This is a genomic window from Hymenobacter segetis, assembly GCF_038448715.1.
Lineage (GTDB): Bacteria > Bacteroidota > Bacteroidia > Cytophagales > Hymenobacteraceae > Hymenobacter > Hymenobacter segetis.
In genome coordinates, this window is record NZ_JBCEVZ010000003.1 from 106,473 (window position 1) to 118,828 (window position 12,356).

Genomic DNA, 12,356 nt, shown 5'->3' on the forward strand with positions numbered 1-12,356 from the left:
ATCGGGGTGGGACCGAGGGACGGTGAGGCGGGAGCGAGGAGAGTCGTGGCGGCAGGGAGGAAGGCTGTGGCGGGACCGAGGAGAGTCGTGGCGGGACCGAGGAAAAAAGTGCGAAATCAAAAACCGGAGTCAACCGGTTTGTCATCCTGAGCGTAGCGAAGGACCTTATCATGATTGCGCTGGTCGAATTACTGCAAACAGCTCAGCGGCGATAAGGTCCTTCGCTACGCTCAGGATGACAAATTTTCATCCACCATTCCACTCATCCACCAAACCACCACCATATGAAAACCCGTCAACTGGGCCGCTCCGGCCTCACTGTATCGACCCTGGGCCTGGGCTGCATGGGCATGTCCGATTTCTACGGCGGCCAGGACGATGCCGAAAGTACCCGCACCCTGCACCGCGCCCTGGAGCTGGGCGTGACGTTCTTCGATACGGCCGATATGTATGGCCCCTACAAAAACGAGGAGCTGGTGGGCCGCGCCTTCAAAGGCAAGCGCGACAGCGTGATTCTGGCCACCAAATTCGGCATTCAGCGCGACCCCAACGACCCCACCCGGCGCGGCATCAACGGCCGGCCCGAGTACGTGAAATCGGCCTGCGAAGCCAGCCTCAAGCGCCTCGGCACCGATTATATCGACCTATATTACCAGCACCGCGTGGACCCCAGCACGCCCATCGAGGAAACCGTGGGGGCCATGAGCCGGCTGGTGGAGGAGGGCAAAGTGCGCTTTCTGGGCCTGAGCGAGGCCGCGCCGGCCACCGTGCGCCGGGCCGTGGCGGTACACCCCATCGCTGCGCTGCAAACCGAGTATTCGCTCTGGAGCCGCGAGCCGGAGGACGAGATTTTACCCACCGTGCGCGAGCTGGGAGTGGGCTTCGTGCCGTATTCGCCGCTGGGCCGGGGCTTCCTCACGGGCCAGATTAAGCGCTTCGAGGACCTGGCCGAGGACGACTACCGCCGCCACACGCCCCGCTTCCAAGGCGAGAACTTTCAGAAAAATCTGGATTTGGTGACCCGCATCAATGACTTGGCGAAGCAGAAGCGTTGCACCGCCAGTCAGTTGGCCTTGGCCTGGGTGCTGGCGCAGGGCGAGGACGTGGTGCCCATTCCGGGCACCAAGCGCGTGAAATATCTGGAGGAGAATCTGGGGGCGCTGGAAGTGGAATTGACGAAGGACGAGCTGGCGCAGCTGGATGAGATTGCACCGAAGGGCAAGGCGGCGGCGGGGCTGCGGTACCCGGCGGCGATGATGGGCTCGGTGAACGGGTAACGACTATCATTGCGAGTGGAGCGCAGCGGAACGCGGCAATCCGTCCTCTGAATGCGACCAACCCTGAGATGTGATAAAGTTTTTTTAAACACAAAAAGCCCCGGTACTGCGAAGTATCGGGGTTTTGTGGTAAAAGAAAGGGTCTGGTTTTGACAGGACGGATTGCTTCGGCTCCGCCTCGCAATGACAGACGCTAGCTCGGCAGCAAGTCAATCCAGCCATCCTCGCTCACTACTACGGCCAACACGGGGTACTTGCTGCTATTCACGTAGCGCAGGGCACCGTTGTAGCGGGAGCCACGGGAGGAGTCGCCTTTTTCGGTGGCCAGACCGTCAAGGATGACGCCGATGGCGTGGCACATGGCGTTGGGTTCGATGAGCACGGCCCCGTCGATGTTGGTGACTAGGCGCAGCACGGAGGGCGTCATGATGCGCGGGACTACGCGGAAGCTTTGGCGGGTGAGTCGCTTGGCCTCGTTGGCGGCCCCGGTGGTGATGACCAGGATGGTGCCGTTGGGCTGGGTGGTAGCCTGTTGGGCGAGGTCCCAGAGGTAGCCGATGCTGTCGCGGTCCAGCGCCGGAAACACGATGCGGACGATGCGGGCGAAGTTATCGGCCGCGACCTGGCCCTGGGGCAGGCGGGGCGTGTTGCTCACCACGCGCATGAGAACGTGGCCGGCGTGGCTCACCTCCCAGCTGTAGTGGTTGGTGAAATGGACCGTGACCAGCGGCTCAAACTGCGAGTCGGACTCGGGCACGAGCTGGCCCAGGCCGAAGACGTGCGAGGCGTCCGAAATCAGGGCGGTGTGGCCTTCACTCAGCTCCAGCAGCTTGCGGATGGAGCGGTGGTCGCGCATGGGAACGGGCGTTTCCAGGGTGAGCACGGGCACCACGGCCGGGTGCTGGCGGCGGCTCACCAGCATCGTGCCGATGCCTTCGTCACCCTCGTGGCGCAGGGCGGCTACGCCGTTGCAGGCGTCGTAGAGGCCGTGGGTGCCGGCGGGGGCCACGCGCAGCATCAGCCGGCGGCCGGCCGAGCGGAGGACTTCGTTGTAGTCGCGGTCGAGGACGGGCTGGTCGTTGTCGGCGGTGTCGGCTTCGCGCAGGGCGCGGGTGCAGTCGTGCATGAACTCCAGCACGGCCGCGTGGGGCAGGTTGGCGGGGCGGCCCGAGCCGGGCTTGGGCAGGGCGTAATAATTATCGTAGCACTCGGCCGAGAGCTGGAGCACCACCGTCACGAGGTAGCCCTGCAAACTCACCGGGGTGGAGCAGAACGAGCGGCGGCTTTCGTGGCGGCTGGCGGTGAGGCCTTGCAGGGTGGTTTCGGTGGCCTGGCACATGAGCTCGTACCAGTGCTGCTTCTCGAACCGGTCGTGGTCGTTGGGGTGCAGGTGGTACACGGAGCCCTGAGGTCCTTTGTCGGCTTCGAGGGCGGTGGCCTTGACTTTTACGTCCCGGAAATCGGCGGGCGAATAGCGCACGGAAGTAGGTTCCAGCACCACGGCATCGGGCTCGTCGCCTTCCTTCGCGGAAGCAAATCCTAATAAGAAAACCTCGGGCCGCAGGCTGCGGTCGAGGAGATTAAAAACCCCCTCAGCAAAGAGTTGGGCAGAAACGCGAAACAGGCTTTGGTGTTCCCACATGGGCAAATACAGAACGGTCGGGACCCGTCGCGGACCCGGCTTCGCCCCGAACTACGCAAAAAAAAGATGGATAGTGGTGCGCCGAAACAAATTTCCTGCCTAAGTGCTTCCAGCATTTCTCTTAAAGGCTGCACAAGTCGTATCTTCGGTACCACGCCGCCGGCCGTAGCCGCCTCTCCCTCACCTCCCCATCCCTCGCAAGCTTATGCTCTTCGTCGACATGCTTTTTGTGATGGCGGTGGCCATTTCTTTTATCCCGATTCTGACCGGGTACTGCGCTCACAGTCGGGGCCGGTCGTTCTGGCTGTGGTTTGCGCTGGGCTGGTTGCTGCCGCTGGTGTCGTTCTTCCTGCTCTTCGCCCTCATTGCCCGCGACGAGCTGAGCCCCGGCCGCCGCCTGCTCGGCGAAGCCCGCGAAATCCTGCGCGAAGCGGAGGAAAAAGCTAGGACGAAAACGAAGCTATAAGAAGAAATTCGCGCGAATCGGTAAGCCTTAACGGTTAACGGTTTCCCAAACGCCAGTCTTCGCTGATGGCCCGCGCCACCCACGCTCCGGTGCTGAAGCAGCCTTGCAACAGGTAGCCACCAGTCGGCGCTTCCCAGTCCAGCATCTCGCCGGCCACGAAGGTCCCCGGCCGTTGCCGCAACATCAGCTTATCATCCACCGCGGAGAAAGCAATGCCGCCCGCCGTGGAAATAGCTTCATCCAGTGGCCGCAGGCCCGTGACGGGTAATGGCAAGGCCGTGAGTAGCGCCGCCAAGGCTTCCGGTTCTAAGGTTGCTGCCTCGGGCGCTACCTCTCGCAGCAGCGTGGGAATGGGTGGCCCCAAGTGGAGGGCTTTTTTCAGAAACTCGGGGAAAGAGGCTTTGCCGCGCGGCTGCCGAAGTTTCTGCAGGAGCGTGGCAGGGGGCAAGTCGGGTTTAAGGTTTAGGTGCAGCACGGCTGGGCCGCCTGCTACCAGCGCCGCCCGCACCTGCGGGGTGAGGGCGTATACCGGTGTTCCTTCCACGCCGTAGTCCGTGAGCATGAGCTCACCGCGCACAGCAGGCCCTTCGTTCACGCGCAGGGCAATGTTTTTGAGCGGTGTCCGGCCCACTTTCTCCTGGAAGAAGGCTGACCATGCGACTTCCGCGCCGCAGTTGGCCGGGGCAAAGGGCACTACCGGCACCCCGATTTCCTGGAGCAGCGGCACCCACGCGCCATCGGAGCCGGTTTTGGCCCAGCTCGCGCCGCCCAGCGCCAGCACCGTGGCGGTGGGCTCGATGATGAACGTGCGGCCCATGCCAGTGCCGGCGTTTTCGTCACGCAGGTGCAGGCCCATGTTACCCGCAAAGCCCAGCCAGCGGTGGCGGGTGTTGATTTCTACTCCCAACTCGCGCAGCCGCCCCAGCCAGGCGCGTAGTAAATCGGCCGGCTTGTGCTCCGCTACCGGGAAGATGCGGCCGCTTGTTCCCACAAAGGTTTCGATGCCCAAATCGGCCGCCCAGGCCCGCAGGTCAGCAGCCGAGAAGTGTTCCAGTAAAGCCCCGAAGCGGGCGCGTTCCGCGCCGTAGCGGCCGGCAAAGAGCGTAGCATCCTCCGCGTTGCTCAAATTGAAGCCGCCGTGCCCGGCCACCAGAAACTTGCGCCCCACAGTGGCCTGAGCTTCAAAAAGCTGCACTTGCCAGCCGCGCTCAGCCAGCCGCTGGGCCGCCATTAGGCCCGCTGGTCCACCTCCCACAATGGCTACACTTTTCATACTCACGCCTCGCTCTCCTGAATAAGCTGCTTGCGATAACGCGCCAGAATGGCCGATTTCAGGATGAAGCCCAGGTAGCGACCATCCTCCTCACACACTGGCAGCGCCCAGGCATTGTGACGGTCCAGCAAGCTTAAGGTGTGCTCCAGATTATCATTGGGACCTACCACGGCCGGGGCTGGCTTCATCAGCTCACGCACGCTCGTGGTGCCGTAGTGAGCATCATCAAAAAGCGCATCGCGCACTGAATCGAGGCTGACCACGCCCAGCAGCCGCCCCCCCGCCGCTACCACTGGAAACAGATTGCGCGAGGAGTGACGGAAAATTTCCACCAATTCGCCCAGCGTGGTTTTGGGCCGCACGGGAATGAAATCGGTTTCGAGCAGCTTGCGCGGGTCCAATTGGGCCAGCAGGCCGCGGTCGCGGTTGGCATACACGTCCACGCCTTTCAGCGTAAGCTTGCGGGTGTACACCGAGTAGGGTTCAAAGTACTTGGTAATCAGATAAGAGCTGCTCGTAACCACCATCAACGGCACAAAAAGTGCGTAGCCGCCCGTAATCTCAGCAATGAGGAAAATGGCCGTAAGCGGAGCGTGAATCACGCCCGCCAGTGTGCCCGCCATGCCCAGCACCACAAAATGCACCTCCGGAATGTGCACCAGCCCGCTCAGATTGATAAGCCGGGCGAAGAAAAATCCCGCCATCGCCCCCGCAAACAGCGACGAGCCGAACATGCCGCCATTGCCGCCGCCGCCCACCGTAATGCTTGTGGCCACCACCTTCAGCATCATGCTGAACAGTACCAGCACCAGCAGCAGCCAGGGATTATTATCTTGATAAACAGAGAATATACTGCCGTCCGTGATGTGGTCGGCGTGGCCGCGCAGCAGCAACTCCACCGTGTTGTAGCCCTCACCATACAGCGTCGGAAACAGGAAGATGAGCCCACCCAGCGCCGCGCCCGCGATGAGCACCTTGCGCCAGTCCAGCCCCGGCCAGCGCTCAAAAAAGTGGTCGAACCAATGGTAGGTCCGAATCATGTAAACCGAGAAGAAGGCCGTAAAAAGCCCCAGCAGCACGTAAAATGGCACCGCATCAACCGGCCAGCTGGTGGTGATGAGCACGAACGGCTGGCCCGCGTAAAGCGCTTTCGATATCACCGTGGCAGTGGCCGAAGAAATCAGCAGCGGGATGAAATACTGCGCCGGCAGCTCCAGCAGAATGGTTTCGACGGCAAATAGCACCCCCGCGATGGGCGAGTTGAAGATGGCCGCCACGCCCGCCGCCGCCCCGCAACCCGTGAGCAGGCGCCGCCGCCGCCGGTCCAGGTGCAGCACCCGCCCGGCATTGGAGCCAATGGCCGCGCCGGTCACCGAAATCGGGGCCTCAGTACCAGCCGAGCCGCCAAACGTGACCGTGAAAAAAGCCGTGATGAGCTGCGAATACAGTTTCGAGCGCGGCACCACGCTGCCCTCGCGGGCTGTGTTATAGATAATCGGGGCAATGCCACGCCCCAGCTGCCCGCCCAGAAACCACTTGGTAAACAGCACCGTGAGCGTAATGCCGATAACCGGGTACACCGAAAGCGCAAACACCCGGTTGGGCTCCGAAATGCCCATGCGCAGCATTTCCTGCCCCCAATGCACCGAATTCTTGAGCAATACCGCCGCCAAGCCCGCCGCTGCCCCCACCAACACGCTCAGAATGAGCATATACATCCGTTCGCTGATGTGGCGTGCCCGCCAAACCAACAGCGGGCGCAACAAGCGGTGGACGGCGTGATGGGGCATGGGCAAAAAAAGTGGACGGCACTTTTACCAACGCAAAATTGGGGCCCGTAGATGTAAACAACCTGAAGCCGTCACGCGCCGGCCCCGGTAAGTACCCGTTCAATGAGAAGTAGCCGATGCCAGATGCTCTGTCAATCAATTAATTGATGGATGGAGGACACAAGGCGCGTTTTTTTAGCAGCCACCCATTATCCGGGTAGCGGCAGTCCTTGCACATAGGTTTTCTTGAGGTGCTCGCCCACGCGCAGCAGGCTTTCGTCGTGTTCATATAGCAGGTTGCGCCACAGGCTTTGGATAAGTAATAGCAGTCGCAACGTCATCATCTCCGGGTCATCGGTGCCGAGCTGCTCAAACGCCTGCTTGAGCAGACTATCAATAGGGCTCATGAAGCGCTGAAAGTATTTCTGCACCAGTGGCTTGCTGAATTCCTTGTCCTGCACTTTCCAGAAGTCAGGCTCGTCGTGCACCAGCTTGTAGGGCAGGTCGATGGTTTTCTCAATCAGCGCCCGCGGGTCTTTCTCCGCCAGAATTCCGCGGTTGGCTTCCACAATGCGCTGAAAGCCCTGCTTAATCAGGTATTCAAAAAGCTTCTCTTTGCTCAGGAAATACTTGAATAACAAGGCTTCGGAAACCCCAGCCGTCTTCGCAATGAGCAGGGTGGAGGTATTGTCGTACCCGCGCTCACCGAAGAGCTGCAGGGCCGTTTGTTCGATTTTAGAATGACTGGTCATTGGCCAGACCGGATGAAGAAGTTGAAAGCCCGAACCAAAACTGCTTCGAACCAGGGAAAATACGTGTTTTAGGTAAAGTAACACCGGTTAGGCGGCTTGAAACGCCCACGGCTCGGATTACCCCCAAAAGGTACAGCCGGCTAAATCGAAATAGTTCGACTTAGCCGGCTGTAATAGGCTGATAAACTCGTTGTTGGAACCTTCTAGCGCGAAGGCAACGTCATTTTCAGCAAATGTTGCCAGACGGGGTGGGAGTTCATCTGGTTAAACAGAACGTGGGAATTTGGCTGCCTGGCAAACGGGTGAGATGTTGTTCGACAGCGAGACAAAGGTAGAGAAGATTTTTTATTGTAAAATGAGTGTTAGCTCACTATCTGTAAGTGTTTACTCACTAGGTTGATAATTAGATTGATAAAATGGGTGGAAATGAGCGGATAGCCGGATTGAGGCGGTAAGCATTGACCAGAATTCTGAAATGTGGATACGATTTCGACACAGCTGTGGTCCGCAACGCATTCAGAAGCGGGCAGAATGGGTTCTAATCAACAACGAACATTTGTTAGTTTGATAGGCTGCTGTACCTTTGAGTTACCCAATTCCCACCTTCTCCTTGATACGTCTCATGCTTCTCAATTCTGATATTGAGCACTTCATGCTGCATCGCAGCGGAGCTGTCATGTTCGTGGGCATCAGTGGCACCTGCCGGCTCAACGCATGAATAAGAAACTGAACAAACGCCAGATTATTCTGGATGAAGCAGCTAAGCTGTTCAAGCTGAAAGGTTTCGGCGGTACGTCGATGCGCGACCTAGCGGGCGAGGTGGGCATGGAAGCCGCCAGCATGTACAACCATATCAAGTCGAAGGATGAGATTCTGGAGCACCTCTGCTTTCACGTTTCCAATACCTACATCGCGCAACTGGCTGAGGTGGAGCAGATGCCTGGCTCGAACGGCGATAAGCTGAAGGAGCTGCTGCGCTGGCACATCAACCTGATGCTGGAAGACGGCGCGGCCGTATCGGTGGCCAATAATGACTGGAAATACCTGACGGATAGCAAGCTGGAGCAGTTCAAGGCCGCCCGTAAGCAGTATGAGAAGGGTTTTGCGGCGCTGATTGAAAACGGCATCGCGGCCGGCGAGTTTCGGCCTGTGAATGCCTCGGTGGCGCTGTTCACCATTCTGTCGGCGGTGCGGTGGGTGGAGCTGTGGTACCGGCCGGGCCGGGGCGTCACGGCGCAGGAGCTGGAGGAGGATATCATGGCCATTCTGCTGAATGGTTTGGCAAAAAACTAGTAATGAGTCGTTTCCATAAAGTCAAAATCAAGCGCATTCAACGGGAAACCCCCGACAGCGTCGTGGTATCGCTGGACGTGCCGGCGGAGCTGCGCGAGACGTTTGCGTTCACGCAGGGCCAGTACCTGACGTTTCGGCGCGAGCACAACGGTGAGGAACTGCGGCGGTCGTATTCCATTTGTAGCAGCCCGCTGGAAGGCGAGTGGCAGGTAGCTATTAAGAAGGTGCCGGAAGGGCGGTTTTCGTCGCTGGCCGTGGATGCTTTGCGCGTGGGCGAGGAGTTGGACGTGATGCCGCCCGCTGGGCACTTCCACACGCCGCTGCACCCGGAGCATGCGAAGCATTACCTGTTTTTCGCGGCCGGCAGCGGTATTACGCCGGTATTCAGCATCATCAAAACCGTGCTGCTGACCGAGCCGGGCAGCCAGGTTACGCTAATATATGGCAACCGGGGGCGCAATTCCATCATCTTCAAGGAAGGCATCGAAGGCCTGAAAAACCGCTTTCTCAACCGGCTGAGTGTGTACCATGTGCTGAGCCGCGAGCGGGGAGAATCGGACCTGCTGTTCGGGCGCATCGACCGGGCGAAGGCCGCCGAGTTTCTGGCGAAGATTGTGCCGGCCAGTCAGGTCGATGAGTGCTTCATCTGCGGGCCGGAGGACATGATAAATGGTGTGCGTGCCGCGCTAACCGATGCCGGGGTGTCGCCGGAGAAGATTCATTTTGAGATGTTTGGCTCGGCCAATGCCGGGGTGGGCGGCGCGGCCAAAGCCAAGCTGACGCCCGTGGGCGAGGACGACAAACACAGCCGCGTGACGGTCCAGCTCGACGGCAACACCCGCGTGCTGGAGATGTCATATTACGGCAATACCATCCTGGATGCGCTGCTGGAAACGGGCGTGGATGCGCCGTATTCCTGCAAAAACGGCATGTGCAGCACCTGCCGGGCCCGCGTGACGGCCGGGCAGGTAGAAATGGACGTAAACTACTCGCTGTCGGATACCGAAGTGGCGAAAGGCTATGTGCTGACTTGCCAAGCCCGCCCCATAACCGAAACGGTGGCCGTGGATTTTGACCAATAGCAGCCGATAATATTTCTTACTTTTAACTAACGATTGTTAGTTAAGCTTTGTTGAAAGCGCATGGAAACGTTAGAAATGACCCAGGAAGAGCAGTTTCAGGCCCGCATTGATGCCGATGTGCGTATCGAGCCCAAGGACTGGATGCCCGATGCCTACCGCAAAACGCTGATTCGGCAGATTTCGCAACATGCTCATTCGGAGCTGGTTGGAATGCTGCCGGAGGGCAACTGGATTACGCGGGCTCCTTCGCTCAAGCGCAAGTCCATTCTGCTTTCCAAGGTGCAGGATGAGGCGGGCCACGGCCTCTACCTCTACAGCGCCGCCGAAACGCTGGGCACTACCCGCGACCAGATGCTGGCCGACCTACATTCGGGTAAGGCCAAGTATTCCAGCATCTTCAACTACCCAACGCTGAGCTGGGCCGACATGGGCTGCGTGGGCTGGCTGGTGGATGGCGCGGCCATCCTGAACCAGGTGCCGCTGTGCCGCACCTCGTATGGCCCGTATGCCCGCGCCATGGTGCGCGTGTGCAAGGAAGAGAGCTTCCACCAGCGCCAGGGATTTGAGATAATGCAGACGCTGTGTGAAGGAGCGCCCGAGCAAAAAGCCATGGCTCAGGAAGCCCTGAACCGCTGGTGGTGGCCCACGCTGATGATGTTCGGCCCCAAAGACGAGGACTCGCCCAACACGGCGCAGAGCATGAACTGGCGCATTAAGCGCTTCACCAACGATGAACTGCGCCAGAAATTCGTGGACATGATGGTGCCCCAGGCCGAATTCCTTGGCCTGACCGTGCCGGATGAAAAGGTGAAATGGAACGAAGCCCGCCAGGCCTACGACTTCGGCGAGGTGAACTGGGACGAGTTCTGGGCCGTGGTGAAGGGCAATGGCTTGTGCAACCGTGACCGTCTCGGCGCGCGCGTGAAGGCGCATGAGGAAGGTGCCTGGGTACGGGAGGCGGCGATGGCGCATGCGGCCAAGCGCGCTGAGCGTGAGGCGGTAGCGGCGTAGTATTTCAAGCAACAATTATTTAGACCGTCATGCAGAGCACAGCGAAGCATCTTTACCGCGCAGTGCAATCCAATCGGAAGGATTAGTGACTGCGGGCAAGATGCTTCGCTGCGCACTGCATGACGTTCTGATACAAATACAGGTAACATGAACCAATCCGAATGGCCTCTGTGGGAGGTTTTTATCCGCAGCAAGCAGGGGCTTGACCACAAGCACGTAGGTAGCCTGCACGCGGCCGACGCCCAAATGGCTATCCAAAATGCCCGCGACGTGTATACGCGCCGGCAGGAAGGCATCAGCATCTGGGTGGTGGAGTCGAAGCACGTCCACGCTTCCAACCCCGATGATGCGGAGGCTTTTTTCGACCCGGCCAACGACAAAGTGTACCGTCATCCGACCTTTTATCAGGTGCCGAATTCAATTAAACACATGTAATGCAGGGTGATATGCAATTTGCTTCTTCGGAAAACCCGGCCCTGGCCACGTACACGCCAGCGGTGCGGCAGCAGTTGTTTCAGTTTGTGCTGCAGTTGGCCGATACCAGTCTGGTTCTGGGCCACCGGCTGAGCGAGTGGTGCGGGCATGGGCCTATTCTGGAGCAGGATTTGGCCATGGCCAACATCGCGCTGGACTTGCTGGGTGAAACCCGCAGCCTTTACCAGTACGCTGCCGAACTGGAAGGGCAGGGGCGCACCGAAGACGACCTGGCCTACCTGCGCAGCGCCACTGAATACCGCAACCCGCTGCTGGTAGAGCAGCCCAACGGCGACTTTGCCGATACTGTGGTGCGGCAGTTTCTGTTCGATAATTTCCACTATCATTTTCTGAAGCAACTGCTGACCAATGCCGACGAGCGGCTGGCGGCCATTGCCGAAAAGTCTTTGAAGGAAGCCACTTACCATTTGAAGTGGAGCTCGGAATGGATAATCCGGCTGGGCGACGGCACGGAGGAAAGCCGCCGCCGCGTGGAGAAATCCATTGCGGAGCTGTGGCGTTTTTCGGGCGAACTGACTACGCCAACGACACTGGAAAATTCGCTGCAAACGGCGGGTCTTATTCCGGATTATGCTGATATTCAGGCCAACATGGTAGCCCATGCCGAGCGTGTGCTGACCGAAGCTACGCTGGCTCTGCCGCAGCAGGTGTTCATGCTGACGGGCGGCAAGGACGGCCGTCACACCGAGCACCTGGGCTACATCCTGACCGAGCTGCAATACATGCAGCGCACCTTTCCCGGCCTGACATGGTAGTGCCCGCGCCCCCCACCGAAGCCCACATCTGGCAGCTGCTGGAAGAAGTGACCGACCCCGAAGTCCCGGTGCTCAGCATCCTGGACCTGGGCATCGTGAGGGCCGTGCGCGTGGAGGGCGAGCAGATTACCGTGACCATTACGCCCACCTACTCGGGCTGCCCGGCCATGAATACCATCGCCACCGACATCCGGCTGCGGCTGCTGGCGGAGGGCTATACCAAGCTGACAATCAACAATCAACTAAGCCCGGCCTGGACTACTGATTGGATGACGAAAGCCGGCCGCGAGAAGCTGGAAGCCTACGGCATTGCTCCACCAATTGATGGCACGGCCAGCGGCCATGTTCTCAACCTGTTCGGGAAAGAAACGGCGGTGCGCTGCCCGCTGTGCAAGTCGGAGCACACGCATCTGGTCAGCCAGTTTGGCTCCACGGCGTGCAAGGCGCTGTACCAGTGCGATGACTGCCGCGAGCCGTTCGACTACTTCAAATGCCACAGCTGATTTGATATTCGAAAATGTAGAGACGCGACCCTTCGCGT

The 12,356-nt window shown here is 59.6% G+C and carries 12 protein-coding genes; 8 read left to right on the plus strand and 4 right to left on the minus strand.

The genetic code is table 11. From position 1 onward, the window contains the following. The first annotated feature begins 284 nt into the window (after positions 1-284). Entirely contained in the window at positions 285-1,277 is a 993-nt protein-coding gene (locus AAFH49_RS02495) for an aldo/keto reductase (protein WP_342295756.1), read from the plus strand. A 193-nt stretch (positions 1,278-1,470) separates the two neighbouring features. Here the strand turns inward: AAFH49_RS02495 and AAFH49_RS02500 are convergent, their stop codons facing one another. Next, positions 1,471-2,919 (minus strand): diadenylate cyclase, encoded by a 1,449-nt coding sequence (locus tag AAFH49_RS02500; protein WP_342295757.1) that lies wholly within the window; start codon positions 2,917-2,919, stop codon positions 1,471-1,473. Positions 2,920-3,124: 205 nt separating this feature from the next. Here AAFH49_RS02500 and AAFH49_RS02505 point away from each other — a divergent pair, with 205 nt between their 5' ends. Further along, positions 3,125-3,385: a hypothetical protein gene (locus AAFH49_RS02505; RefSeq protein WP_342295759.1), complete on the plus strand. Its 261-nt coding sequence runs from the start codon at positions 3,125-3,127 to the stop codon at positions 3,383-3,385. Positions 3,386-3,419: 34 nt separating this feature from the next. Here the strand turns inward: AAFH49_RS02505 and AAFH49_RS02510 are convergent, their stop codons facing one another. The 3 genes from AAFH49_RS02510 to AAFH49_RS02520 all read right to left on the minus strand — a co-directional run bounded on the left by AAFH49_RS02510 (position 3,420) and on the right by AAFH49_RS02520 (position 7,179). Beyond that, complete coding sequence (locus tag AAFH49_RS02510; protein ID WP_342295840.1) at positions 3,420-4,658, minus strand: BaiN/RdsA family NAD(P)/FAD-dependent oxidoreductase; 1,239 nt, start codon at positions 4,656-4,658, stop codon at positions 3,420-3,422. Positions 4,659-4,660: 2 nt separating this feature from the next. Continuing rightward, positions 4,661-6,448, minus strand: coding sequence for a chloride channel protein (locus AAFH49_RS02515; RefSeq protein ID WP_342295761.1), 1,788 nt, complete (start codon positions 6,446-6,448; stop codon positions 4,661-4,663). 188 nt (positions 6,449-6,636) lie between these two features. Next, positions 6,637-7,179 (minus strand): TetR/AcrR family transcriptional regulator, encoded by a 543-nt coding sequence (locus tag AAFH49_RS02520; RefSeq protein ID WP_342295763.1) that lies wholly within the window; start codon positions 7,177-7,179, stop codon positions 6,637-6,639. Positions 7,180-7,893: 714 nt separating this feature from the next. On the opposite strand from AAFH49_RS02520, the gene AAFH49_RS02525 reads away from it, so the two are divergent. The 6 genes from AAFH49_RS02525 (at position 7,894) to paaD (ending at position 12,318) form a co-directional block, all read left to right on the plus strand. After that, positions 7,894-8,472: a TetR/AcrR family transcriptional regulator gene (locus AAFH49_RS02525; protein ID WP_342295764.1), complete on the plus strand. Its 579-nt coding sequence runs from the start codon at positions 7,894-7,896 to the stop codon at positions 8,470-8,472. Between the two features lie 2 nt (positions 8,473-8,474). Then, positions 8,475-9,554: a 1,2-phenylacetyl-CoA epoxidase subunit PaaE gene (gene paaE, locus AAFH49_RS02530; protein WP_342295766.1), complete on the plus strand. Its 1,080-nt coding sequence runs from the start codon at positions 8,475-8,477 to the stop codon at positions 9,552-9,554. A gap of 60 nt (positions 9,555-9,614) precedes the next feature. Next, complete coding sequence (paaA, locus tag AAFH49_RS02535; RefSeq protein WP_342295767.1) at positions 9,615-10,565, plus strand: 1,2-phenylacetyl-CoA epoxidase subunit PaaA; 951 nt, start codon at positions 9,615-9,617, stop codon at positions 10,563-10,565. Positions 10,566-10,712: 147 nt separating this feature from the next. Further along, complete coding sequence (gene paaB / locus AAFH49_RS02540; protein WP_342295768.1) at positions 10,713-11,000, plus strand: 1,2-phenylacetyl-CoA epoxidase subunit PaaB; 288 nt, start codon at positions 10,713-10,715, stop codon at positions 10,998-11,000. Positions 11,001-11,011: 11 nt separating this feature from the next. Next, positions 11,012-11,815, plus strand: coding sequence for a 1,2-phenylacetyl-CoA epoxidase subunit PaaC (gene paaC / locus AAFH49_RS02545; protein WP_342295770.1), 804 nt, complete (start codon positions 11,012-11,014; stop codon positions 11,813-11,815). Further along, positions 11,809-12,318: a 1,2-phenylacetyl-CoA epoxidase subunit PaaD gene (paaD, locus tag AAFH49_RS02550; protein ID WP_342295772.1), complete on the plus strand. Its 510-nt coding sequence runs from the start codon at positions 11,809-11,811 to the stop codon at positions 12,316-12,318. Before paaC ends, paaD begins: the two co-directional genes overlap by 7 nt. The last annotated feature ends 38 nt before the right edge of the window (positions 12,319-12,356 follow it).